At 59.7% G+C, this 25001-nt stretch carries 22 protein-coding genes; 15 read left to right on the top strand and 7 right to left on the bottom strand.

All coding sequences use genetic code 11. The features are described from left to right. Entirely contained in the window at positions 1 to 630 is a 630-nt protein-coding gene (locus tag CLU84_RS19060) for a response regulator transcription factor (RefSeq protein ID WP_099739417.1), read from the top strand. 65 nt (positions 631 to 695) lie between these two features. On the opposite strand, the gene CLU84_RS19055 is transcribed toward CLU84_RS19060, so the two are convergent. Both CLU84_RS19055 and CLU84_RS22255 read right to left on the bottom strand, forming a co-directional pair. Then, positions 696 to 1352, bottom strand: a complete 657-nt coding sequence (locus CLU84_RS19055; protein WP_099739415.1) for an OmpA family protein — start codon at positions 1350 to 1352, stop codon at positions 696 to 698. A gap of 199 nt (positions 1353 to 1551) precedes the next feature. Continuing rightward, entirely contained in the window at positions 1552 to 1722 is a 171-nt protein-coding gene (locus CLU84_RS22255) for a hypothetical protein (RefSeq protein WP_199173804.1), read from the bottom strand. Here CLU84_RS22255 and CLU84_RS19050 point away from each other — a divergent pair. Further along, a complete protein-coding gene (locus tag CLU84_RS19050) occupies positions 1721 to 2896 on the top strand; it encodes a murein transglycosylase A (protein ID WP_099739413.1) in 1176 nt (391 codons plus the stop codon). The genes CLU84_RS22255 and CLU84_RS19050 overlap by 2 nt on opposite strands. A gap of 114 nt (positions 2897 to 3010) precedes the next feature. On the opposite strand, the gene CLU84_RS19045 is transcribed toward CLU84_RS19050, so the two are convergent. Both CLU84_RS19045 and CLU84_RS19040 read right to left on the bottom strand, forming a co-directional pair. After that, positions 3011 to 4720 carry an MFS transporter gene (locus CLU84_RS19045; protein ID WP_099739411.1) on the bottom strand — a complete coding sequence of 570 codons (1710 nt, stop codon included), beginning with the start codon at positions 4718 to 4720 and terminating at the stop codon, positions 3011 to 3013. Positions 4721 to 4956: 236 nt separating this feature from the next. Next, positions 4957 to 5439 (bottom strand): Lrp/AsnC family transcriptional regulator, encoded by a 483-nt coding sequence (locus CLU84_RS19040; protein WP_099739409.1) that lies wholly within the window; start codon positions 5437 to 5439, stop codon positions 4957 to 4959. A gap of 197 nt (positions 5440 to 5636) precedes the next feature. Here CLU84_RS19040 and CLU84_RS19035 point away from each other — a divergent pair, with 197 nt between their 5' ends. The 5 genes from CLU84_RS19035 to CLU84_RS19015 all read left to right on the top strand — a co-directional run bounded on the left by CLU84_RS19035 (position 5637) and on the right by CLU84_RS19015 (position 15430). Then, a complete protein-coding gene (locus CLU84_RS19035) occupies positions 5637 to 9215 on the top strand; it encodes an indolepyruvate ferredoxin oxidoreductase family protein (RefSeq protein WP_099739408.1) in 3579 nt (1192 codons plus the stop codon). A gap of 371 nt (positions 9216 to 9586) precedes the next feature. Continuing rightward, positions 9587 to 9919, top strand: a complete 333-nt coding sequence (gene yajC / locus CLU84_RS19030) for a preprotein translocase subunit YajC (RefSeq protein WP_099739406.1) — start codon at positions 9587 to 9589, stop codon at positions 9917 to 9919. A 172-nt stretch (positions 9920 to 10091) separates the two neighbouring features. Beyond that, positions 10092 to 11993 (top strand): protein translocase subunit SecD, encoded by a 1902-nt coding sequence (gene secD, locus CLU84_RS19025; protein ID WP_099739404.1) that lies wholly within the window; start codon positions 10092 to 10094, stop codon positions 11991 to 11993. Positions 11994 to 12004: 11 nt separating this feature from the next. Further along, positions 12005 to 12961 carry a protein translocase subunit SecF gene (gene secF / locus CLU84_RS19020; RefSeq protein ID WP_099739403.1) on the top strand — a complete coding sequence of 319 codons (957 nt, stop codon included), beginning with the start codon at positions 12005 to 12007 and terminating at the stop codon, positions 12959 to 12961. 57 nt (positions 12962 to 13018) lie between these two features. Next, complete coding sequence (locus CLU84_RS19015; RefSeq protein WP_099739401.1) at positions 13019 to 15430, top strand: DUF1631 domain-containing protein; 2412 nt, start codon at positions 13019 to 13021, stop codon at positions 15428 to 15430. Positions 15431 to 15526: 96 nt separating this feature from the next. Here the strand turns inward: CLU84_RS19015 and dprA are convergent, their stop codons facing one another. Continuing rightward, the gene (gene dprA / locus CLU84_RS19010; RefSeq protein ID WP_099739399.1) at positions 15527 to 16720 is read right to left on the bottom strand and encodes a DNA-processing protein DprA; all 1194 of its coding nucleotides are present in this window, start codon (positions 16718 to 16720) and stop codon (positions 15527 to 15529) included. A 14-nt stretch (positions 16721 to 16734) separates the two neighbouring features. Next, complete coding sequence (locus CLU84_RS19005) at positions 16735 to 17922, bottom strand: LysM peptidoglycan-binding domain-containing protein (protein ID WP_099739398.1); 1188 nt, start codon at positions 17920 to 17922, stop codon at positions 16735 to 16737. Positions 17923 to 18126: 204 nt separating this feature from the next. On the opposite strand from CLU84_RS19005, the gene def reads away from it, so the two are divergent. From def to CLU84_RS18965, 8 genes are all read left to right on the top strand, one after another. Further along, positions 18127 to 18639, top strand: a complete 513-nt coding sequence (def, locus tag CLU84_RS19000; RefSeq protein ID WP_099739396.1) for a peptide deformylase — start codon at positions 18127 to 18129, stop codon at positions 18637 to 18639. 11 nt (positions 18640 to 18650) lie between these two features. Next, a complete protein-coding gene (locus CLU84_RS18995) occupies positions 18651 to 19148 on the top strand; it encodes a hypothetical protein (protein WP_099739395.1) in 498 nt (165 codons plus the stop codon). A 139-nt stretch (positions 19149 to 19287) separates the two neighbouring features. Continuing rightward, entirely contained in the window at positions 19288 to 20253 is a 966-nt protein-coding gene (gene fmt / locus CLU84_RS18990; RefSeq protein WP_099739393.1) for a methionyl-tRNA formyltransferase, read from the top strand. Beyond that, complete coding sequence (locus CLU84_RS18985; protein ID WP_099739391.1) at positions 20250 to 21020, top strand: AzlC family ABC transporter permease; 771 nt, start codon at positions 20250 to 20252, stop codon at positions 21018 to 21020. The genes fmt and CLU84_RS18985 overlap by 4 nt, the downstream gene beginning before the upstream one ends. Then, a complete protein-coding gene (locus CLU84_RS18980; RefSeq protein ID WP_099739389.1) occupies positions 21017 to 21349 on the top strand; it encodes an AzlD domain-containing protein in 333 nt (110 codons plus the stop codon). The genes CLU84_RS18985 and CLU84_RS18980 overlap by 4 nt, the downstream gene beginning before the upstream one ends. Positions 21350 to 21568: 219 nt before the next feature. Then, on the top strand, positions 21569 to 22762 hold the full coding sequence (locus CLU84_RS18975) for a phosphoglycerate kinase (RefSeq protein ID WP_099739387.1): 1194 nt from the start codon (positions 21569 to 21571) through the stop codon (positions 22760 to 22762). 306 nt (positions 22763 to 23068) lie between these two features. Beyond that, on the top strand, positions 23069 to 23548 hold the full coding sequence (locus tag CLU84_RS18970) for a Crp/Fnr family transcriptional regulator (RefSeq protein WP_099739385.1): 480 nt from the start codon (positions 23069 to 23071) through the stop codon (positions 23546 to 23548). A 141-nt stretch (positions 23549 to 23689) separates the two neighbouring features. Then, positions 23690 to 24367, top strand: a complete 678-nt coding sequence (locus tag CLU84_RS18965) for a hypothetical protein (RefSeq protein ID WP_099740055.1) — start codon at positions 23690 to 23692, stop codon at positions 24365 to 24367. Between the two features lie 22 nt (positions 24368 to 24389). Here CLU84_RS18965 and CLU84_RS18960 read toward each other — a convergent pair whose 3' ends face one another. After that, positions 24390 to 24947, bottom strand: coding sequence for an adenine phosphoribosyltransferase (locus tag CLU84_RS18960; RefSeq protein ID WP_099739383.1), 558 nt, complete (start codon positions 24945 to 24947; stop codon positions 24390 to 24392). Positions 24948 to 25001 lie beyond the last annotated feature (54 nt).

The following is a 25001-nucleotide window of genomic DNA, read 5'->3' as shown; positions in this document are numbered from 1 at the left end:
ATGGAACCTGTAACCGACGCTACCGTCTATGTCGTGGATGACGATGCAGCTGTCCGAGAGGCATTGGCATGGCTGCTGCGTTCGCGCAGACTGCTCAGCGAGTGCTATCGCAATGCCGAAGAATTCGAGCAGGCCGTGCTGCAGACCAACCCCGTGAAGCGCCGCCCTGCTTGCCTGCTGCTCGACATGCGCATGACAGGCATGAGTGGCCTTTCCCTTTTTAATCGCATGTTGGAGCGCGGCCAGATCGAGGCCATGCCCGTAATCTTCCTGACCGGTCATGCCGATGTGCCCACTGCGGTAGATACCGTCAAGCGTGGTGCGTTCGACTTCTGTGAAAAGCCGTTTTCAGACAATGCGCTGGTTGACCGTGTCGAGCAGGCGCTGGCGCTGTCCGCCGAGCATCTTGCCGTTTTGCAGGAGCGCGAGGCAGTGCGCAGCCGCCTAGGTGAACTGACTGACCGTGAAAAAGACGTGATGAAACTGGTGGTGGAGGGCGTTCCCAACAAACTGATTGCTGACCAGCTCGACATCAGCGTGCGCACTGTGGAAGTGCACCGGGCGCGTGTTTTTGACAAGATGCAGGTCAAGTCTGCGGTGGAATTGGCCAACCTGCTGCGCCACGCCTGAAACACAGGCCTCAGAAATGAAAAAAGCCCCGAACTTCGGGGCTTTTTGCTGGGCCAAAGCCTGGCTTAGCGAGCGCGTTCGCCCACAAAGATTTCAACGCGGCGATTGCGCGAGCGACCTTCGGCAGTGGAGTTGGATGCGACGGGCTGGCGTGAACCCATGCCTTGCACCTGAATGCGGGCACCGTTAACGCCGCGCGATGTCAGGTAGTTGCGTGTGCTTTCAGCACGCTGCAGTGACAGAGGGTCGTTGATGGCGTCAGAGCCTGTGCTGTCGGTGTGACCGATGATGCGCACTTCTGCGTTGGGGTTGTTGCGCAGACCGTCGGCAAAGCGATCGAGGATGGGGGCAAAGTTGCCCTTGATGTCGGAGCGGCCGGTGTCAAAGGAAATGTCGCTGGGGATGTCCAGCTTGAGCTGGTTGTCAGCGGTCTGAGTCACGCCCACGCCAGTGCCCTGGGTCGCGGCTTCCATCTCGGCTTTTTGCTTTTCCAGATTCTTGGACCAGATGTAAGAGCCCAGAGCGCCCACGCCTGCACCAATCAGCGCGCCAGAGCCGGCGTGGCCGCCAGCGATGGCACCGATGGCTGCGCCACCCAGTGCGCCCACGCCTGCGCCTGTGGCGGTGCGACGTGTGGTGTCCGACATGCCACCCGTGTTGGCACAGCCGGTGATCAACAATGCAGAGGCCAGAGCGGCCGTCACAGCCATTTGCTTGCGCATAGAAAACTCCTTAGTTAGGTGAGTGACCTTAAGCGGTCGTGCAAAAACCAGCGCTGCTGGAATGCGGCAATGACGCTAGCGTACTGCCAAGAAGCCACAAAAAACGTAGGACGCCCGCTAGCGCATGGTTTGGGATGAAAAAGATTGTCACTGTCTGTGGATGAAATGGCAACTTTCCACGAGTTTGCAGCGCCGTGCGCTAATCTGGATTCGGCTTGTCCTGTACCGAACTCTTATGAGTTTTCGTTGGCGTCGTCGCCTTTTCTGAAGAGAGTAACTCACCCTTTTTTCGACCCGAGAACATGGTCCACCACACAATAGCGGCCAGAATCGCCAACGCTAGCAGTGCTTCAAGCAAAATCAGACCCATGAATGTCCATCTCCTGCGCCATGCTTTACTGGCGCTGATTGTAGGAACCCTGGTGGCTTGTACCACCACCAAGCAGCAAAACGACCCGATGCCGGTGCCAGAGATGGCTCCGCACGGAGGGGCTGCGACTACGTCCAAGCCACCATTTACTGCCAATGTACCCACTAAAAGCCGCTGGGTGCCAGTGGAGTGGGGGGATTTGCCCGGTGTTCCGCAGGACTCGCTCAATGAAGCCTGGAATGCCTGGATCAAAAATTGCGAGCGCCCCAGTACCGTGTTTGCAGGCCTGTGCGGGGATGTGCGTCGCCTGAGCATTGCTTCAGAGGGCGAGCAGCGCAGCTGGATGATGAACACCCTGCAGCCCTTCCGTATCGAGGCTGGCACGGGTAGCCCCGACGGCATGCTGACTGCCTATTACGAGCCCGTGTTCGAGGCGCGTCGCGTGCAGGGCAATGGCTTCAATGTGCCGCTCTACCAGACGCCGCAAGGCTTTGGCAAGCGCAAGCCATGGTTTACGCGCCAGCAGATAGACACCAATGCTGAAGCGCAGGCCGCGCTGGCGGGCCGGGCCATTGCCTGGATGCGTGACCCGGTGGACATGCTGGTATTGCACATTCAAGGCTCGGGCCGGCTGATGCTGACCGAGGCCGATGGCCGCCAGCGCATGGTTCGTGTGGCCTATGCGGGCACCAACGACCAGCCTTACAAGAGCGTGGGCCGCTGGTTGCTGGACCAGAACCTGGTGCGCGATGCGACCTGGCCCGGTATCAGTGCCTGGATTGCAGCCAATCCCTCGCGTGTGAATGAAATGCTGTGGAGCAATCCGCGCTATGTGTTCTTCCGCGAAGAGGCGCTCAATGATTTTGATGCCCAGTTCGGCCCCAAGGGCGCGCAGGGCGTGGCTCTGACTCCGGGTCGGTCGATTGCGGTGGACCGCAACAGCATCCCGTACGGCACGCCGGTCTGGCTGTCCACACCCGGTCCCACGGTGTCGCTCAACCGCCTGGTGTTTGCACAGGACACGGGCAGCGCCATTCTGGGCGCGGTCCGGGCCGACTACTTTATGGGCTGGGGTCCTGAGGCTGGCGACGTGGCCGGCCGCGTAAAGCAGCCGCTCAAGCTCTGGGCCTTCTGGCCCAAGAGTCTGGTAGGGTCTGCGCCGCACCTGCGTTAAGCAGAGACATCTAAAAAAGGAGCTGCCAGCGCCTGTTTATCAATGGCTTCAAGCAGATAAATGCTTGAAATTATTGATTAATAAGCGCTGACAGCTCCTTTTTTGCTTGCGAATTCACACCGAGTCGGTGAAATAGCGGCGCACTTCGGGCGGCTCCTTGCCCTTGTGGAAGCTCAGTTTGCGGTCGCGCAGTGCCACATCGTCGGCCGTCACACGTTCAAAGCGGCGCAGGTGTTCGGTCCAGGATTCATCGGTGATCTGCTCGATGAAGCGCTCGGGATGGCTCATGCTGTGCAGCAAGTTCCACGACAGCGCGCCCTGACGCAGTCGGCTGCGGCGGCTGTGCTGCATGAGTTTTCTGAAAGCATCGGCACGAGTGGGCTCCACCAGGTATTCGATGGTCACGACCACGCGACCCGCTTCCGGTGGGGTGTCGGTGGTGGGCGGGGTGAAGGCCTTGGAGGGGCTGAGGTCTTCCTCCATATTGCGGTCGGGGTTCAGGCGCTGCACGATCAGCAGCGCTACCAGCCCGCTGATGGCGGCAATGGCCATGCTGGCTTGCACCGAGCTGAGGCTGGCGATCTTGCCCCACAGCGCCGCGCCGATGGCCGTGCTGCCCATGATGGACATTTGATAGATGGACATGCCGCGGGCGCGTACCCAGTTGGGCAGCGCCATCTGGGCCGCGACACCCAGCGTATTGGCTGTGGCCAGCAGGGCCAGGCCGGACAGCAGCATGCCCAGAATGGCGATGGAGATATGGGGCGCGAAAGCCACGATCAGCGTGGCCAGGCTCTGCGTGCTCACGCCGGCCAGCACCGTGCGTTCATTGGAGAGCATTTGGCGGATACGCGGCAGCAGCATGGCCCCCAAAATGGCACCCGCGCCCATGGAGGCCAGCAGTACCGTGAACGTGCCTGCACTGCCGCTGCCGGCCGTGCCGTGGTCCAGGCGCTGGGCCGTCAGCGGCAACAGGGCCATGATGGCCGCAGCCAGCAAAAAATAGCAGATAGTGCGCAGCAGCACGGCATGCATGCGCGGCGACTCCTTGACGAACTGCAGGCCCACGCGCATGGCGGAGCCCAGGTGTTCACGGCCCAGCGGGTTCGCGGGCTGCTGGCGCTTCCAGCGCAGCAGCACAAAGCCGGAGATGATGGATAGCATCGCATTCAGCACAAACACCCAGGCGCTGCCCAGACTGGCAATCAGAGCGCCGGCCACCAGCGGGCCGATGATGCGCGAGGCATTCATGGCCACGCCGTTGAGCGCCATGGCAAAAGGCAGATGATGCTTGGGTACCAGCTCGGGGATCAGCGCCGAGAACACCGGCCAGCGCATGGCCAGGCCGATGCCATTGGCAAACACCAGGGCCAGCAGCAGATAGGGGGTGAGTTGGCCCGAGAGCACGACCAGACACAGCAGAAGGGCCACGGCCGCCACCCAGAACTGGGTGACTATGAAATAGCGGCGCCGATCCAGAATGTCGGCCAGCGCGCCGCTGGGCAGGGCCAGCAGCAGCACCGGCAAGGTGGAGGCCGACTGCACCAGCGCTACCAGCACCGGCGAGGTGGTCAGCGAGGTCATCAGCCAGGCCGCCGCCACGTCGTTCATCCACATGCAGATGTTGGCGGCCATCCAGATCATCCACAGCATGCGGAAGGTGGGTGTGGCCAGCGGTGACCAGACGCCGGGTGTAGCGGCAGGCGGCGCAGCGCTGGCGGAGGGCGTGGCCGACGGATCTTCCAGCAGCTTGCCTGAAGGGGCTTGGCCCGGTTCGGAAATGGGGGCTCGGGGGGCGCTTTCTAGGGATTCATCGTGGGCCATGAGGCCGATTCTGTCGCAGGAACTTGATGTGACAAATACGTAGTCCCCCGGCTGGCCGAACACGAAGTAGATTGCGATTAGCGCAGTTTTACTGCTTTGAATGCTATTAAATAATGAGCATTTAGCGCTTGTTCAGAAATAATCTCAAATCAAATCCATGCCGAAATGCAGATGAATCAAGCGGTACACGCTTCCATTTGTGAAGCGGAACCCCTGGTGCATGCCGTCAAGCGGGCTTATGTGTGGGTCAAGGTATTGGGTAGCGGCAGGGAGCTGCTGGACTTCACCTCGCCCAGCGAAAAAATCGTGTGCACGTCTTTGACGTTGGGCAGGTGCAGCAGCACGTTGCGCACAAAGCTGGAAAAGCTCTCCAGATCGCGGGCCACGACCTGCAGCTCGAAAGTGCCCGCGCCGCTGATGTAGTGGCAACTGGTGACCTCGGGCAGCAGGCGAATGGCTTCCTCCATGCGCAGCGTGATGTCCGCCGTGTTCTGCGCGGCATCGACGCGCACAAAGGCCAGCACGCCTAGGCCCAGTTTGTGGCGGTCCAGCGTCGCGTGATAGCCGGTGATGTAGCCCGACTCTTCCAGTGCGCGCACGCGTCGCCAGCAGGGCGCGGCGGACAGACCCACGCGCTGGGCGAGCTCGGCATTGGTCAGGCGCCCATCCATTTGCAGCTCATTCAAGATGGCCCAGTCGAAACGATCCAGTTGGTTCATTTTTAATAATTTACAGCAAGATTCTTTCAAAAACTAGGTTAATCCCGGCAATAAAAAGAAAGCTCTATTCGGAAGGTTTTCCTTAAACTTTGGCAAAACAACTGGCGTTCACTGCATATGGCGCAGTAATGCTGAAAGCAATATGCTGCTCTGGTGGCCACCAGCTGCCAGGGATGCAACCCACATGGAGACAAGCCATGAATGCCCCTTTGCCCGATGAAGTCCGTCGTGCCCTGGAGTCTGTGACTCTGGACGACAAATATTCCCTAGACCGTGGCCGCGCCTTTATGAGTGGCGTGCAGGCACTGGTCCGGCTACCCATGCTGCAGCGACTGCGCGATGCGCAGGCGGGCCTCAATACTGCGGGCTTCATCAGCGGCTATCGCGGCTCACCTCTGGGCACTTACGACCAGTCGCTGTGGGCTGCGAAGAAGCACATGGAGGCGAATCACATCGTTTTTCAGCCGGGAGTGAATGAGGAACTGGGCGCTACCGCTGTCTGGGGCACGCAGCAACTGGATCTTTATCCCGAAACCAAGAAGTTCGATGGCGTTTTCGGCATCTGGTACGGCAAGGGGCCAGGTGTGGACCGCTGCTCTGACGTGTTCAAGCACGCCAATATGGCGGGCACGGCCAAGCATGGCGGCGTGATTGCGATTGCGGGTGATGACCACATCAGCAAATCATCTACCGCTGCGCACCAAAGCGACCATATCTTCAAGGCCTGCGGTACGCCGGTGTTCTTTCCCAGCAATGTGCAGGACATTCTGGACATGGGCCTGCACGCCTTTGCCATGAGCCGTTTCTCGGGTCTGTGGTCGGGCATGAAGACGATTCAGGAAGTGGTGGAGTCTTCGTCCTCCGTTCTGGTTGACCCGGATCGCGTCAACATCGTGCTGCCCGAAGACTTTCAGATGCCGCCCGGTGGTCTGCACATTCGCTGGCCCGATCCGCCACTGGAGCAAGAGGCGCGGCTGATGAACTACAAGTGGTATGCGGCACTGGCCTATGTACGCGCCAACAAGCTCAATCACAACGTGATTGAGGGGCCGAACGATCGCTTTGGCATCATCGCCAGTGGCAAGGCCTATAACGACACGCGCCAGGCACTGATCGATCTTGGGCTGGACGAAGACACCTGCCGCCAGTTGGGCATTCGCCTGCACAAGGTCAACGTGGTCTGGCCGCTGGAAGCCACTATTACCCGTGACTTTGCACGTGGCCTGCAGGAGATTCTGGTCGTCGAGGAAAAGCGCCAAGTCATCGAGTACCAGGTCAAGGAAGAGCTCTACAACTGGCGCGACGATGTGCGCCCCAATGTGGTGGGCAAGTTCAGCGACGACCACGGCGGTGAATGGTCGTTGCCCAACCCAAGCACTGACTGGCTGCTGCGCCCCAATGCCGACCTGACACCGGCCCTCATCGCCAAAGCGATTGCGGCACGCCTCAAAAAGCTGGGTGTGCCCGGCCATGTGGAAGTGCGCATGCAGCAGCGTCTGGCCGTGCTTGATGCCCGCGAAGCCGCGCTTCAGCTGGCCAAAGAAGCATCAACCGGCGACCGCACACCCTGGTTTTGCAGCGGCTGTCCGCACAACACCAGCACCCGCGTGCCCGAAGGCTCGCGTGCTGTGGCCGGTATCGGCTGCCATTACATGACGACCTGGATGCCCGACCGCCGTACCAGTACCTTCACGCAAATGGGCGGCGAGGGCGTGACCTGGGTGGGTCAGGCCCCGTTTACCAATGAGCCCCATGTATTTGCCAACCTGGGCGACGGCACCTACTTCCACAGCGGGCTGCTGGCCATTCGCCAGAGCATTGCTGCGGGAACCAACATCACCTACAAGGTGCTTTACAACGACGCTGTCGCCATGACGGGCGGCCAGCGTGTGGGTGAGCGGCCCGAAGGTCATTCGGTGCTGCAGATCATGAACAGCCTGCTATCTGAGGGCGTGAAAAAGCTGGTCATCGTCACCGACGAGCCGCAAAAGTACGACGGTGTGAAGCTGGGTGAAGGCGTGACCGTGCACCACCGCGATGAGCTGGATGCGATTCAGCGCCAGTTCCGTGAACTTCAGGGCTGCACAGCCATCATTTACGACCAGACCTGCGCCACTGAAAAGCGCCGCCGCCGCAAACGCGGCACGCTGGCCACGCCTGATAAGACCGTGGTCATCAATGAGCTGGTCTGCGAGGGTTGTGGCGACTGCTCGGTGCAGTCCAACTGCCTGTCGGTGGAGCCGGTGGAGACCGAATTCGGCCGCAAGCGCCGCATCAACCAAAACAGCTGCAACAAGGATTACTCCTGCGTCAACGGCTTTTGCCCCAGCTTTGTGACGGTGGAGGGTGGTGCGCTCAAAAAGCCCAAGCAGGAGAAAAAAGGCAATCTGGCGGCGCTGCCCGGCATTCCTGACCCCGTCCTGCCTGTGGCCGAGCAGGCCTGGGGCATTGTGGTGGCAGGCGTGGGCGGCACGGGTGTCATCACCATCGGCTCGCTGCTGGGCATGGCCGCGCACCTTGAAGGCAAGGGTGTGATCACGCAGGATGCGGCCGGGCTGGCGCAAAAGGGCGGCTCGACCTGGAGCCATATCCAGATCGCCAACCGCGCTGATGCTATCTACACCACCAAGGTAGATATTGCCAAGGCCGACCTAGTCATTGGCTGCGACCCCATCGTGGCGGCTACGCCCACTACCTTGTCCGTCATGCAGCCGGGGCGTACCTATGTGGCGCTCAACAGCCATGCGGCGCCCACGGCCACATTTGTGGGCAACCCCGACTGGCAATCGCCTGGCGCGCGCTGCGCCACGGCGCTGGCTGATGCGGTGGGTTATGACGCCTTAGGCAGCTTTGATGCCGAAAAAGCCTCTTCGGCCTTGCTGGGCGACAGCATTTATGCCAACCCCATGATGCTGGGCTACGCCTGGCAAAAGGGCAAAGTGCCGCTGACCCATGCATCGCTGATGCGCGCCATGGAGCTCAATGGCGTGCAGGTGGCACGTAACCAGGAGGCGTTTGAGTGGGGCCGCCGCTGTGCCCATGATCTGGAAGCCGTGCGTGCGCTGTATCAGGCGACGCAGGTGATTCAGTTCGTTAAAAAGCCATCTCTGGCTGAAATGCTGGAAAAACGTGTGGAATTCCTCACGGCGTACCAGAACGCGGCCTACGCCCAGCAGTACCGTGACTTTGTGGGCAAGGTGCACGCGACGGAGGAGTCTCTGGGTGGCGGAACGCGCCTGTCTCAGGCTGTGGCACGCTACCTCTTCAAGCTCATGGCATACAAGGATGAGTACGAAGTGGCGCGTCTGCACACCGATGCGGCCTTCAACCAGAAGATCAGCGCAATGTTCGAGGGCGATTTCAAGGTGGTGCACCACCTTGCGCCCCCCGGCCTGGCCAAGAAGGACGAGCAGGGGCACCTGAAGAAAAAGTCCTACGGCCCGTGGATGCACAAGGCCATGGGCTTGCTGGCGGGCATGAAGGGTCTGCGGGGCACAGCGTTTGATCCCTTTGGCCGCACAGAGGAGCGCCGTACCGAGCGGGCCCTGATTGGGGAGTACCGCGACTGCCTCAACACTTTGCTGAGCGGCTTGACGGTTGAAAAGCTGGCGCTGGCCGTGGAGATTGCCTCTATTCCCGAAGACATTCGCGGCTACGGCCATGTGAAGGAGCGCCATCTGGCTGCGGCACGCACCAAGTGGCAGGCGCTGATGGCGCGCTGGAATGAGATGCCTGAGGCCTTTGCTACGCCTGCCAAGCCGGCGACAGTGAACTAATTGCGTTAAGGTGCATCACAACTAGGCCGGGGTAACCCGGCCTTTGTGTTCATGGCTGTGGCTGTGGCTGTGGTGTCGCGTTAGGGCTATCTGATTTGATAGCTTCTAGCGTCTGTATTGGCTGATATTCAAATATAAAACAGTCAGAAACCAATGCAGGTAAGGCGCCTGAAGCTATGTTTTTTGCTGCATTTGTTGGTGTGGGCGGGGAGGCCTAATCACATCAGGGAATGCCTGTGCTATCCAGCGGCCTATGCCAATCGTGGGTGCAAGCTAGCCGAATACAATGTTCTATTGACCCGCTCAAGTCGTGCAATTGCGCGCTTGGCGGGACCTGTTCCTGACAAATTCACTCTTTCGGAGTCTTTTCCGTGTTCATTTCTTCTGCTTTCGCCCAGACCGCTCCTGCCGCCGCTGCTGAAGGCGGCTTCATGGGTTCGCTCACCGGCATGCTGCCTCTGGTGCTGATGTTCGTGGTGCTGTACTTCGTGATGATTCGTCCCCAGATGAAGCGCCAGAAAGAGCACCGCTCCATGATTGACGCACTGGCCAAGGGCGACGACGTTGCAACCGCTGGCGGCATCATCGGCACCGTGACTCGCATGGCCGAGCAGTTCATCTACATCCAGATTGCTTCCGGCGTGGAAATCCAGATTCAGCGCTCTGCCGTGACGCAAGTGCTGCCCAAAGGCTCTGCCAAGTAAGCTGGTCTGTTCAAGACCCGCCGAGACCGCCATTGACGTTGCTGCATTGCACATCGTCTCGAACGCAGGTCATTGACCTGCCCGGCGGATCCGGTGTTTCTCATCAAGGGTACGGCGCTCGACCAGAGTGCGCGTACCCGTTGTGCGTTGCTGTAAAACAAAGAGCGCGATCATGAACCGTTACCCGGTCTGGAAGTACGCGATCCTCGTGATCGCGCTGCTGGTGGGGGTGATCTACACCCTGCCCAATTTCTTTGGTGAAGCGCCTGCTGTGCAGGTGTCCTCGGCCAAATCCACTGTGAAGGTGGATAACGCGGTGCTGCAAAAGGTGGAGTCCGCCTTAAGCGCGGCCAGCGTCAAACCGGATTCGCTGTCGCTGGAAGGCACTTCGTTGCGCGCCCGTTTCAATACGCCCGACGAGCAGCTCAAGGCCAAGGACGTGATCCAGAAGGCGCTGGTGACCGATCCTGCAGACCCCATGTATATCGTGGCGCTGAACCTGGTGTCGCGCTCACCTGACTGGCTCACCGCCATTGGTGCCAGACCCATGTATCTGGGTCTGGACTTGCGCGGTGGCGTGCACTTCATGCTGCAGGTGGACATGGCTGCGGCCCTGACCAAGAAGGCTGAGAGCTATGCCGGCGATCTGCGCTCTTCCATGCGCGACAAAAACATCCGCCACGGCGGCGTGAACCGTGATGGCAACAGCGTCACCATCCGCGCACGTGACGAAGCCACGCTGACCGCTGCGCGCAACCTGATCACAGATCAGTTCCCTGATCTGACCACCACTTCGGCACCAGACGGCACTGGCTTCAAGCTGGTGGCGACCATCAAGCCCGAAGCCCTGCGCAAGGTGCAGGAGCAAGCGCTCAAGCAGAACATTGTGACCCTGCACAACCGTATCAACGAGCTGGGCGTGGCCGAGCCGGTGATTCAGCAGCAGGGTCTGGACCGCATCGTGGTGCAGCTGCCTGGCGTGCAGGACACGGCCAAGGCCAAGGACATTCTGGGCCGTACCGCCACGCTGGAAGTGCGCATGGTGGACGAGTCCTCCGAAGCGCGTGCGGCTGAAATGGGCTCTGGTCCCGTGCCTTTCGGCGCTGAAAAGTATCTGGATCGCAACGGTCAGGCCATCATCGTGCAAAAGCAGGTGACGCTGACCGGCGAGAACCTGACCGATGCCCAGCCTGGCTTTGACAGCCAGACTCAGGAGCCCACCGTCAATCTGACGCTGGATGCCAAGGGTTCGCGCATCTTCAAGGACGTGACCCGCGAGAACGTGGGCAAGCGCATGGCCATCATCTTGTTCGAAAAGGGCAAGGGTGAGGTAGTGACGGCTCCCGTGATCCGTGGCGAAATCGGTGGTGGTCGTGTGCAGATTTCCGGTCGCATGACGACTCAGGAAGCCAATGACACCTCGCTGCTGCTGCGCGCTGGCTCGCTGGCTGCGCCTATGGAGATCATTGAGGAATACACCATCGGCCCAACGCTGGGTGCTGACAACATCAGCCGCGGTATTCACTCTGTGGTCTGGGGCATGGTGGCGATTGCTGCCTTCATGTGCGTGTACTACATGCTGTTTGGCGTGTTCTCTACGATTGCTCTGTCGGTGAACGTGCTGCTGCTGCTGGCTATCTTGTCCATGCTGCAAGCCACGCTGACTCTGCCCGGTATTGCCGCCATGGCTTTGGCGCTGGGTGTGGCCATTGACTCGAACGTGCTGATCAACGAGCGTATTCGTGAAGAACTGCGCGCTGGTGCTTCGCCTCAGGCGGCCATTCACGCGGGTTACGAGAACGCCTGGCACACCATTTTGGACTCGAACGTGACCACGCTGATTGCCGGTCTGGCTCTGCTGGCCTTTGGCTCGGGTGTGGTACGCGGCTTTGCCGTGGTCCACTGCATCGGCATTTTGACCAGCATGTTCTCGGCCGTGTTCTTCTCGCGCGGTCTGGTGAACCTCTGGTACGGCGGCAAGAAAAAGCTCAAGAGCATTTCCATTGGTCAGGTCTGGAAGCCTGTCGAGGGTGACGGACACCGTTCCGTGGCCAACCGTAGCAGCAACAACTAAGGAGGAAGATCATGGAATTCTTCCGCATCAAAAAAGACATCCCGTTCATGAAGTACGCGTTGTTGCTCAACGCGGTCTCCTTCGTCACTTTTGCGCTGGCCGTCTTTTTCCTGTTCTCTCGCGGCCTGCACCTGTCGGTGGAGTTCACGGGCGGCACGGTCATGGAAGTGGCCTATAGCCAGCCTGCCGAAATTGGCAAGGTTCGCGACACCATCTCCAAGCTGGGCTACCAGGACGTGATCGTGCAGAACTTTGGCACATCTAAGGATGTGATGATCCGTCTGCCCGTGCAAAAGGATGTAACCACTGCACAGCAAAGCGAGCAAGTGCTTGCTGCACTGAAGGCGCAGGATGCTGAAGTTACGCTGCGCCGCACCGAGTTTGTTGGCCCTCAGGTGGGCGATGAGCTGATGCACAGCGGCCTGATGGCGCTGGGCATGGTGATTCTGGGCATCATCATTTATCTGGCCTTCCGCTTCGAGTGGAAGTTCGGTGTGGCGGCCATCATCGCCAACTTGCATGATGTGATCATCATCCTGGGCTTTTTCGCCTTCTTCCAGTGGGAGTTCTCGCTCTCGGTGCTGGCAGGCGTGTTGGCGGTGCTGGGCTACTCGGTCAACGAGTCGGTGGTTATTTTTGACCGTATCCGCGAAGCCTTCCGCAAGTTCCGTAAGCTCAATACGCACGAGGTCATCGATCACGCCATTACCTCGACGATGAGCCGCACCATCATCACCCACGCCTCTACCGAAGCCATGGTGCTGTCGATGTTCTTCTTCGGTGGCCCCAGCCTGCATTACTTTGCGCTGGCCCTGACGATTGGCATCTTGTTCGGTATCTATTCCTCGGTGTTCGTTGCGGCGGCCATTGCCATGTGGCTTGGCGTCAAGCGCGAGGACTTGATCAAGACCTCTGGCAAGCCTGCGTCGCAAGACCCCAACGATCCCAACTCTGGAGCGGTGGTCTGACGGCTTTTAAGGGGGTGGCGGGGCGCACAAGTGCCTGCGCCGCCTTACACTTAGGCAATGACTCTCTCGCAGTCTTCTAACAACGCGCCTGCGGCCCGGCAACAGCTGGGCTGGCAGGCGCGCTTGCGTTGGGTTCATGGCATTTGTCAGAGCCTGCCTAAAGTCGCTCAGCAACTGGATGAGTTTCTCTCTAACCAGAGCAGCTCCGTCGCTGTGCAAAAAGAAATGCAGGAGTGGCGCGAGGCCTGGCAGAACTTTCAGCTCAAGAAAGATGTCTGGGCGCAGGCCAGCGTAGATGCTCTGCAGCAGGCGGCGCGAAAGCCCCCTCTGGGCAGCGGCGAGAGCGTGACTTCGACTTCCGCACCGCTGACGTTTGAGCTGCTCAGCGACGATGTCGTTGAAAACAAAATTCTGGCATCCCGCATGGCGCTGGCCATGGGGGAGACCCTGCAGCCTGGTTTTGACGCCATGCGCTTGCGCATGCAGGCGCTGGAAGACCATGAGCTGCCTCCCCAAGACATGTTCCGCGCCGAAAGTATCTGTTTGCATCTAGTCGAGCAATGGATGGCCTGTGGGCTGGAGCGCAAGCATCTGCTGCAAGTTCTGGAGCCCATGCAAAACGGCTTGGCACCGTTGATGGAGTCTGAATACAACATTCTGCATAAGCTGCTGGATGCCAAAGGCGTGAGCAAGGCGGCGGATGCGCCTTTGCGTGTGCGACGCACTGAAAGCGGAGTATCTACGGGCGCCATGAATCTGGGTGCCGGCGCGAACAGCGGCGCTAATAGTGGCTATGGCAGCACGGCTGAAGCGGGTTGGGCGCATTCTGCGATTCATCAGTACATGCCTGCCGGCATGGGTGCTGGAATGCCGGGTGGTATGGGAGTGCAATTGCCGCCTGGTGCCAGTGCGGGGCTGGGCATGCTGGCCCGTGCGCGTCACCGTGCACTGGATGCCATGAACCAGTTGCGACAGGTTCTAAGTCAGCCTTCTGTGGGTATTTCGGGCCTGATGCCGGGGGGGGGCGCGATGCAGCCCATGCCGCCTGCGTCGGCGGCACTGATGCAGGCGCTGCAAGAACAGCAGCACATGATGGTGACCCAGTTCAACACCCTGCCCCCGATGATGGCTGGAACCGTAATGGCTATGCCCGCCATGGATTACAGCCCAGCAGCGATTGGCCAGCTGGTCAATCAGGTGCGCGAGCGCTCGGCTGACTGGAAGGAAAAGGCTGGGACCAAGGGCGAAAAAGCCACCATCGAAGTGGTGGCGCTGATGTTCCAGAGTATTCTTTCGGAAGATCGCCTGCCGCCCTCGATCCGTGTCTGGTTTGCGCGCCTGCAGGTACCTGTGCTGCGCGTGGCGCTGGCAGAGCCACAGTTCTTCAGCGACTTGAATCACCCGGCGCGAAAGCTGATTGACCGCATGGGTTCCTGCGTCATGGGCTTTGATGCGAGCAGCATCAGCGGCAACGCGCTGGAGATTGAGATTCGCCGCGTGGTGCAGGTGATCGAGCAATACCCGGAAACCGGGCAAAAAGTTTTTGCACTGGTGCTGCGCGAGTTTGAGGAATTCCTCACCAAGCATCTGACGAAAAACCAGACCACGTCCAAGATCACCAGCGTGGCGCAGCAGGTCGAGCAAAAGGAAACGCTGGCAGTTCAGTACACCATCGAGCTGCGCAATATGCTCAACGATATGCCAGTGCGTGAAGAGGTGCGTGACTTCCTCTTCAAGTCCTGGGCCGATGTGCTGGCCATGGCTACGGTGCGCTATGGCGCCAAGGATGCGCGAGCCATGCGCTTCAAGCAGGCCGCGAGCGAGCTGGTCTGGTCTGCCAGCGCCAAGCCGTCGCGCCAAGAGCGCTCCCGCGTTATTCAGGGCCTGCCGACCTTGCTGCAGACCTTGCGTGAAGGGCTGGAGCTGGTGAGCGTGATGGGCGATGAGCAATCGGTCGCGATCAAGGTGTTGACCGATACGCTGGCCCAGGCCTTCATGTCCAAGACCGCAGCGATTCCTGTGGAGCGTATCGACGCCATGGCCAAGCGCCTGTCAGAGCTGGAAAAATACATCAGCGACGATGGCAAGCTGGACGATATGGCGCTGTCCAACGAAAGCATCGAGCTGATGCTGGGTGTGGATACGGCAGGGCTGCACGTCATTCCCAATACTGATACGCCTGTGGAGCCCGCCATGCTGGAGTGGGCCAAGACGCTGGAAAGCGGTCGCTGGTTCACGCTGGACCACAACGGTGCGCGCGTGCAGGTTCAGTATGTCTGGCACAGCCGCCGCAAGCAGCTGCACCTGTTTGCATCGCTGGATAGCCACTGCTATCTGCTTCAGGCGCAGCGTATGGCGGCCTATCTGCAGGCCGGGCTGCTGACGGTGCATGACGACGAAGCGCTGACCGTGCGTGCGACGCGTGATGCGTTGCAAAAGATTCAAGCGAACCCGGAAAGGTTGGCATAGCCCCATGAGGCGCTTTGCGCCTTCCCCCACTCTCGCTGCGCGGGAGGGGGACGACACCCTCGGTGTCTCTTTATTGGGTTGCGCCAGTTTTTGTTTTTAGCTGCGCGTGATGCGCTGGTAGATACCGCCGGGCAGGCGGGCGACCATTCCGTCTAGTTCTAGCTCCATCAACTGTGCTTGCAAGTGGGCTGCATCCCAGCCGGTGCGGGCCATCAGTGTGTCCAGCGTCATGGGGTCATGGCCAAGTGCTCGCAGCAGCTCAGGTTCTTGCTCTGATACTTCGTTTTTAATAGCTTCTTGCGCTTTATCAGTGGGCGATACAGGCATGTTTAAGCCTTGAAGTTCATCCAGAACATCTGCTGCTGTTTCTACCAGTTTGGCACCTTGGCGCAGCAGCGCGTGGCAGCCCTTGGCCTGAGGGGCATGAATGGAGCCGGGGATGGCGAATACCTCGCGACCCTGCTCGCTGGCGAGCCGGGCCGTAATCAGTGAGCCGGATTGAAGCGCCGCCTCCACCACCAGCGTGCCTTGCGACAGGCCGGAGATGATGCGGTTGCGCTGCGGGAAATGTCGGGGTAGCGGCTCGCTGCCCAGTGGATATTCGCTGATCACCAGACCATGCAGCGCAATCTGTTGTGCCAGGGCGGTATGAGCGCGTGGATAGACTTGATCCAGCCCTGTTCCTACCACGGCAATCGTGCGGGGCGCTTTGCTGGCTTTGCTTTGGAGGGCTCCTTCATGCGCTGCAGCATCAATACCACGGGCCAGGCCTGAAACGATGCACAGCCCTTGATCAGCCAGCGCATGCGCCATGTCGCGGGCGTTGATGATGCCCTGCGCAGAAGGATTACGGCTACCTACCATGGCCAGAGTGGCAGGGTAGGGGAACCAGGCAGTGTCTGAGTTCAGCAGCGCCGCAGGCCCTTGCACAAATAACAGCAAAGGTGGGTCTTCTGTCTGCAGCAGGCTGTCCGGGTATTGCGGGTGGCCCAGGTAGATCAGTGCATGCTGGGTGCCCGTCGCTGGAGTGGCCAGCCAGCGGGTAAGAGTCTCGCAATGCTGGGGCCAGTCGGGAGGTAACTGCGCCAAGGCTTTGATCTGGGCCTGTGTGCCGCATTCAGCCCAGGCTGACAGCGGCAACTGCCAGATTTCTTCAGCACCTCCGGCCTTGGCCAGCAGTTTGCGGGCTGTGATGCGTCCAATGCCGGGCGTCAGTAGCAGGCGCAGCCAGGCCAGTATTTCGGCATCGGGCGGGGCATGGTGCGCATCGTTGTGAAGTGACTGCACCATGCTTGCTCTCCGGTTTAGTTCTGCGGCGACTGCAGGCCGTCGCCGATGTTGACGGGGCGCTGAGCCGTAGTGATGAGGGCGTAGGAGACGCGGTCAAAGACCTTGAAGACCATGGCATAGCCGTTTTGCTCGTCAGGCAGCCTCACTGAGTCACGGGTAGCGCTAGTCTTGTCCACGATGACATTGCCTTTGCTGATGAGTTCAAGCACCGTACCAATGTCCATGCCGTTCTGCGCGCCCTTGTTGATGGCGATCACCTGATTCTGGGCGGCATTGACGCCCACCGAGTCACTGTAGATAGACACCACGGCCGCATTGACGGCGGTGCGGGGTGCATGGGGTACATAGCTCAGGTATTGCTGCTCGGGGGCGGGCAGCAGGCGGTCGCCAGCGCGGATCTCGTTCTTGGAGCGGGTGATGTCAACCGTGCCGGGCGTGCTTTGCGCGGGCTGGCCTTCGGGCGTTTCGATCAGCGTCTCACCGCGCACCACGGCCGCATTGCCCAGATACTTGGCTTCATAGCCCAGAATTTCGCCGTTGATAGGGTCCTTGAGCGGTGTTGCTTCGCGGAAGAGGCGGTAGCTCAAAGGTTGGCCCTTGGCGGTGCTCAACAGTGCGCCGCCGGAGTTGCGGACATAGGCGCGGTCACCTTTGGCCATCAGCACGCGCTTGTCCATGGTGGCAATGATGCGAGGGGCTTGCGACAGTGTCAGGCTGTCCACCACCAGTGGCTCGGCCAAGAAGGGTTCGATCAGGTGTGGGGGCAGCGTAGGCAGGGCCAGGTCGCTGAGTGACGATTCACGCGCTTGTGGTGACAGGCGCACCACGCCGGAGTCCCCGTTGGGTGCTGTTGAGGACAGGCGGGCATAGCCATTACTGCGCACCAGATACAGCACCTGACCGGGGAAGATCAGGTGAGGGTTGGAAATGTTGGAGAGATTCATGCCCCACAGATCGGGCCAGCGCCATGGCTGACGCAGATACATGCCTGAAATACCCCACAGCGTGTCACCGCGCTTGACGGTGTATTGAGCGGGCGCATTGGGTGCCAATTCTGTCTCGGGGATGCCTTGCTGAGCGACTTGCTGGGCTGTTGAGCGCTGAGTGGCGGTCACTGGGTAGCTTTGAGCGTGGACCGTAGTCAGGGCTGCAAGCAAGCTGGCCCCAATACTCAAGGCGCGTGCAGTGGCAAATGCGGTCATGAAATTCCTTCTTGCGGGATTCGTTTACTGCAGCGTCCCTCACGTCGCCGCACCGTGGTCGATCTTGGCATAACCGACCCTACAAGTCTTACAAATGTGACGAAATTCTCGATGCAAGGCCTCGATAGATCAATGTTTATTGGGGTTGAGCCCAGCGTTTAGCGTCAAAAGTTGGGACAATAACGACAGATTTACCGAGATACCATGGCCATTCTTCCCATTCTTTGCTACCCCGATCCCCGTCTTCACAAGGTTGCCCAGCCCGTGGCGCAGGTGGATGAGCGCATCCAGACGCTGGTCAAAGACATGCTCGAAACCATGTATGACGCCCATGGCATTGGCCTGGCCGCCACGCAGGTGGATGCGCATGTGCGCGTTGTCGTGATCGATGTGTCTGAAGAGCGCAACGAGCCCATGACGCTGATCAACCCCGAAATTCTCTGGGCCAGCGAAGAAAAGCAGCTGGGTGAAGAAGGTTGCCTGTCCGTGCCCGGCATTTATGACGGCGTGGAGCGATCCACCTCGGTCAAGGTGCGCGCTTTGGACGAAAACGGTAAAAGCCGCGAGATTGAAGCTGAAGGCATGCTGGCCATCTGCATTCAGCACGAGATGGATCACCTGATGGGCAAGGTCTTTGTCGAATACCTCTCTCCCCTCAAGCGCAATCGCATCAAGACCAAGCTGGTCAAGGCTCAAAAGCAAGCCCTTAAAGACTGACTGGAGCCGTCATGCCCCTGCCCCGTCTCAGAATTCTGTTGACTGCCAGTTTGCTGGCCTTGGGGCTGGCGGGCTGCATGGTGCCGCAGTGGCAAAAGCCCGGCATGCCGCAGGCCGAGGTCGAAAAAGGCATGGGCAAGCCCACGCTGGTCGTGCCTTTGCCGGATGGCGGTCAGCGCCTGGTCTATAGCCAGCAACCGGCGGGGCAGCAGGTCTACCATATGGACTTTGACGCCCAGCAGCGTTTGGTGCGCGTTGAGCAGGTTCTGGATACGGCTCACTTTTTTGCACTGCGCAACGGCGTAGATACCCAAGATACGGTGTACCGCGAGTTTGGCCCACCTGCCAAAGTCGAGAGGGTCTACAGCTTCAAAGGTGACATCTGGACTTACCGTTTTCTGGACAATACCTTTGCTCGTCGTGCCCATGTACACATAGACCCACAAGGTGTGGTGCAGAAGGTCATGTTCACCGATGAGAGCATGTACATCAGAGAACCGAACCGGTAACGACTCCCCCTGAGGCGCTGCGCGCTTCTCCTTCTTTGGGAGGTGGACGACGCCATTACCGTGAGGCGGCTCTTGTCAAGCGTTTTTGATGTGAGCTGCGCCGGAGCATGAGCTTCTCGCCGAGATATACGGAAAGCATATGAAAGTCATTTTTGCGGGCACGCCCGAGTTTGCGCGCGTGGCCTTGGAACGCCTGCTGGCTGCAGGCTTTGAAGTACCGCTGGTCTTGACCCAGCCAGATCGTCCCGCAGGTCGCGGCATGAAGCTGCAGGCTTCCCCCGTCAAGCAGTGCGCGCTGGAGCATGGCATTGCCATCGCCCAGCCCATGAGCCTGCGCCTGGATGGCAAGTACCCCGAAGAAGCCGCTGCCGCCAAAGCCGCGATTGATGCCACCCAGGCTGATGTGATGGTGGTGGCCGCTTACGGTCTGATCCTGCCGCAATGGGTGCTCGATACCCCGCGCCTGGGTTGTCTGAATATTCATGCCAGCCTGCTGCCGCGCTGGCGCGGTGCTGCGCCCATCCACCGTGCGATTGAAGCCGGCGATGCCGAGACTGGCGTCACCATCATGCAGATGGATGCGGGGCTGGATACCGGCGATATGTGCTTGATCGAGCGCTTGCCCATCGCTGCCGACGACACCACGGCCAGCCTGCACGACAAGCTTGCTGAACTCGGTGGCCGCCTGATTGTTGAAGCACTGGAGCTGGCTGCCTGTGGTGGCCTCAATCGCATGCCCCAGCCCGCCGAAGGCGTGACTTACGCTCACAAAATTGAAAAGGCCGAGAGCCTGATTGACTGGAATGAAAGCGCTGAAGTCATCGCTCGCCGCCTGCGCGCCTTCAACCCCTTCCCCGGAGGCTCCACCAGTCTGGGCAGCGAAGCTATCAAGGTCTGGGTTGCTGTGGCCGAAGAGGGTTCAGGCGAAGCTGGCACCGTGCTGTCGGCCGATGCGCAAGGCGTGCGCGTGGCCTGCGGCAACGGCGTCCTCAACATGCAGCTGCTCCAGCGTGCGGGCGGCAAGCGCCTGGCTGCTGGCGATTTTCTGCGTGGCTTTGAGCTGCCTGCAGGCGCGGTGCTGGGCGAGGGCTCTGAAAAGGTATGACGGATAAGGCGCTTACGCTGAGCCAGCGTGCGAAATCGATAGTCAAAGACCCTTTCTTCTGGCTGGGTGCCAAAGAGATGAGCGGCACGGCGCTGGGCATTGCAGCCTGGGGCCTGGTCACCGGCGTGGCCATGGTCAAAAGCGGCCTTTCTGTGCCCCTGGCGCTACTCATGGGCTTTACCGCCTATGCCGGCAGCGCCCAGCTGGCCGTTCTGCCGCTGATTGCCGTGGGTGCGCCGCTGTGGGTGGTCTGGTTCACGGCCATCTGCGTGAACCTGCGCTTTGTGATTTTGTCGAGCATGTGGCGCAGCTATTTTTCGCACCTGAGCCTGCGCCATCGTTTGACGGCTGCCTATTTCAGCGGCGACGTGATTTTTGTGAACTTCATGCGCCGCTACCCGGATGCCAAGCCGCAGCCAGAGCAACTGCCCTATTTCTGGGGCGCCGCAGTGACCAACTGGGTGGCCTGGCAGATTCCATCTACGCTGGGTATTTTTCTGGCCGATCAGATTCCGCTGTCCTGGGGCCTGGGCTTTGCTGGCGTGCTGGCGCTGCTGGGCGTGCTGCTGTCCATGCTCAATGATCGCGCGACCTGGGTGGCTTCCGTTGTGGCCTGCACGGCGGCGGTGGCGGCGTTTGCATTGCCGCTCAAGCTCAATATTCTGGTAGCGATTGCGGCTGCCGTTGCAGCGGGCTTGGTGGCCGAGCAGCTGCAAAAGCAGGCGAGCCAGTTGCCTGCAGTCACGGACAAGGAGAGACGGTCATGATGAGCAGCTTCTGGATCGTCATTGCCTGCATTGGCCTGGCCATCATCACCTTGGTGACGCGCGCCTTCTTCATGATTCCCGAGCAGGAAGTACCCCTGCCCAATTGGCTCAAGCGCGGCCTCAAGTACGCACCGCTGGCGGCCCTTGCTGCCGTGATTGCTCCCGAGATTGTGATGAGCAACGGCCAGCTCATCAGCAGCTTTGCCGACGCGCGGTTGCCTGCATTAGCGGCTGCAGTGGTGTACTTTTTTTACAAGCGCAGCATTTTGGGGACCATCGCTTTGGGCATGGTGATCTATCTGCCGTTGCACATCGGTTTGGGCTGGTAGCCCCATCGCTAGATATACAGGAGTTGAGTGCTCCTGTTTTCTTGTGAGTTGCAGGTAAATGGTCTGAAACCCAGTTACCACGAGCGAGTGATGCTCCTGTTTTTGAGTCGAGTAAGCGGGTAAACGCATGCACTTAACAGGTCGGACACCCTAAAATACCGGCAGATTTTTTGTTTTCCAACCTTTGTATGGGCGACTTTCGGGTCGCTTTTTTGCTGCATGAATATCATCCGCTTCTCCGATCTGTGCGCCCAGGACAAAGTCCAGGGGCAACGCGTTTTCATTCGTGCCGACCTGAACGTTCCCCTGAACGACGCCGGTGAAATCACCGAGGACACCCGCGTGCGTGCCTCTGTGCCTGCGATTGAAATGGCGCTGAAGGCCGGAGCCGCCGTGATGGTGACCAGCCACCTTGGACGTCCCACCGAAGGCGAATTCAAGCCTGCAGACTCGCTGGCTCCCGTGGCCAAGCGCCTGTCCGAGCTGCTGGGCCGTGACGTGCCTCTGGTTGCCAACTGGGTGGATGGCGTGCAAGTGGCTGCAGGCCAGGTCGTGCTGCTGGAAAACTGCCGCGTGAATGTGGGTGAGAAGAAGAACAAGCCCGAACTGGCACAGAAGATGGCCAAGCTGTGCGACATCTTTGTGAACGACGCCTTTGGCACCGCCCATCGCGCTGAAGGCACGACTTACGGCATCGCCGAGTACGCCCCCATTGCCTGCGCTGGTCCGCTGCTGTCCGCAGAGATTGATGCCATCACCAAGGCTCTGGCTGCGCCTGCTCGCCCTCTGGCTGCCATCGTGGCAGGTTCCAAGGTCTCGACCAAGCTGACCATCCTCAAGTCGCTGGCCGACAAGGTCGATCAGCTGATCGTGGGCGGCGGCATTGCCAACACCTTCATGCTGGCTGCTGGCCTGAAGATCGGCAAGTCTCTGGCTGAAGCTGACTTGGTGGCTGATGCCAAGGCCGTGATCGACGCCATGGCGGCACGCGGCGCTGACGTGCCCGTGCCTACCGATGTGGTGACTGCCAAGACTTTTGCTGCAGATGCCCCCGCCACGGTGAAGAAGGCCACTGAAGTTGAAGACGACGACATGATTCTGGACATTGGCCCAGAAACTGCTGCCAAGCTGGCCGAGCAGTTGAAGAAGGCTGGCACCATCGTCTGGAACGGTCCTGTGGGCGTGTTCGAGTTCGATCAGTTCGCCGGTGGCACCAAGGCCATCGCCACGGCTGTGGCTGAGTCCAGCGCCTTCAGCATTGCTGGCGGCGGCGATACTCTGGCGGCTATTGCGAAGTACAACATCGAAGACAAGGTGGGTTACATCTCCACCGGCGGCGGCGCTTTCCTCGAAGTGCTGGAAGGCAAGATGCTGCCCGCCTTCGAAATTCTGCAAAAGCGCGCGAACGGTTGAGTCGGGCTTGAACTTTTAGTCAAATACCGCGCCTGTCTTGATGGGTAGAGCTCTGGTAGCTATCAAAAAAGGATCGATTTATCGATCCTTTTTTGCTGTTGTTCATGCCAATGCAGACTCTTTGAGTCAGTTAAAGTAACTTAGCCTAGTAAGTGATTGGCGGGATTGCCAGAGTCACTTAGCATTCACCCTGCGTTAATGGTGTGCCATGGCACAATGAATTTCTTCTATCCATGAGTGGCCATGTTGCTGATCAAGAGCTGCCTGCTCTGATTGCATGCGGCGGTCGCGATCTAACCATTGCTTATGTCTGCTTCAACATCTAAAGACTTGTCGGCGCTGATTCAGGCGATGACAACTTCAGTTGCCACTGATACCGCACAAAGCATGCTCACGGCAGCTCAGTGGGAGTTGCTGGCACCGTATCTGCAGCCGATCACGCTTGCGGCCAGTGAGGTGTTGTTTGCCGAAGGTGCGCTGGATCGTAACCTTTACATGGTGGAATATGGCTCGTTGAGCGTCCACTATCAGGATGCCAAAGAAAGAATTCGCCTCGCGTTGGTCGGGCCCGGCTCTATCGTGGGCGAGGGTGCATTCTTTGCCCACCGTCCGCGCCGCGCTACGGTCCAGGCTGCAGCACCCAGCCGCCTGTGGTGCCTGACGGCCATGCGTTTTACAGAGCTGGCCAATCGCCAGCCCGTTCTGGGCCTGGCACTGGTCACCATGGCAGGCCAGGTGCTGGCCCGCCGTGCCGGTGATAGCCGACGCCGCGTCGCCAGTACTTGATGGGTGATATTTAGCGTTTGCTCTGGATTTCGTGCTTGATCTATGTCGGACTCAGGCTAATATTTCAGCAAATTACGCAAGCTGTCTCTGCCCTGGAGGCAGAATGTGTCTTGTTGTAACCTTGCTTAAATGAGTGTGCTCATGTCCCTGTTTCGATGGTTTTCTCGCGGGTCTCGCCAAGACGGTGGCACGCAAGCGCCTCGCCACGAGGATGAGTCGAGCGCGCGCCAGACGCAGCGCAGAGAGCGCTCTGCAAGGCGCGAGCAGTTGCATATCATCGTGCGTGAAGCCATGGTGCGGGTCGGCATCCTCTCCGCGGGCTACAAGTTCAAGGTGCTTTCGCTCGACAGCAGCGGGCAGCGCTTTGTCGTCATGGTTGATCTGGCTCCGGCCTATGCGGCAGATGCCTCGCAGCAAAGAAGCATTGAAGCCCTGATCGCCGAACTGGCCAGAACCCGCATGCAAGCGGGCGTTCATGCCGTGTATTGGCGGGTCAACGGACAGATTCAGGCCGCACCGGCACCGAATTTTGCCGCGCCACTGGGCGGCCATGCGACAGCACCTGTAACTGCGCAGAGACAAGTCCCCGTTGCCGCTGCACAACCCGCATTTGCCGGTCGCGCTTTCGAGCCCATTGATTCGCTGGAAATGGATGCCTTCAAGCAAGCCGTGGCGCAGTCGGGTGCGACGCTTGCCGGTACGCATCCGTCGCGCCGAGCCCCCTTGCTGGGCCCGGGTTCCGGGCATGAAGAGGGTGGCGAATTCGCCGTGTCTGGCCTCGGCTCTCTGGGAGTGACACAGTATGGCGAGTTGCGCTAAGTCCCAGCGCTTGCGTCCGGGATCAGTGCCCGGCGAAGTCGACTAGCGTGAATAAGGGCAAACCACTGTCCTTGAGGTGTTTGGAGCCGCCTAGTTCTGGCAGATCCACAATGGCAGCGCCTTCCACAACTATGGCGCCCAGTTTTTCCAGCAACTTCTTGCCTGCCATCATGGTGCCGCCAGTGGCAATCAGGTCGTCAATCAGCAGCACGCGCTGGCCGGGTTTGACGGCATCGGTGTGCAGCTCCACCGTGGCACTGCCATATTCCAGCTCATAGGTTTCTTCCACCGTAGTAAAAGGCAGCTTGCCTTTCTTGCGGATAGGAATGAAGCCCACATTCAGTTCGTGCGCAATCACCGCCCCCAGAATGAAGCCGCGGGCATCCAGGCCGGCGACGACATCGGGGCGTAGCGCTGGGTCCATATAGCGCTGGACAAAGGCGTCTGTCAGTACGCGGAAGACCTTGGGATCCTGCAGCAAAGGCGTGATATCGCGAAATTGCACGCCCGGAGCCGGCCAGTTCGACACGGTACGGATGTGGTCACGCAGATAGTCGTTGACGCTGGTAGAAGTTTGCATGGGACGGTCTCAGGGGTTCGGAACGGAGGTAAGTGTATGGGTTCAGGCCCAAAA

Source organism: Comamonas sp. 26, assembly GCF_002754475.1.
Classification (GTDB): Bacteria; Pseudomonadota; Gammaproteobacteria; order Burkholderiales; family Burkholderiaceae_C; genus Comamonas.
Note: the sequence above shows the minus strand (reverse complement) of the source record. Positions and strands in the feature narration are given on the sequence as shown.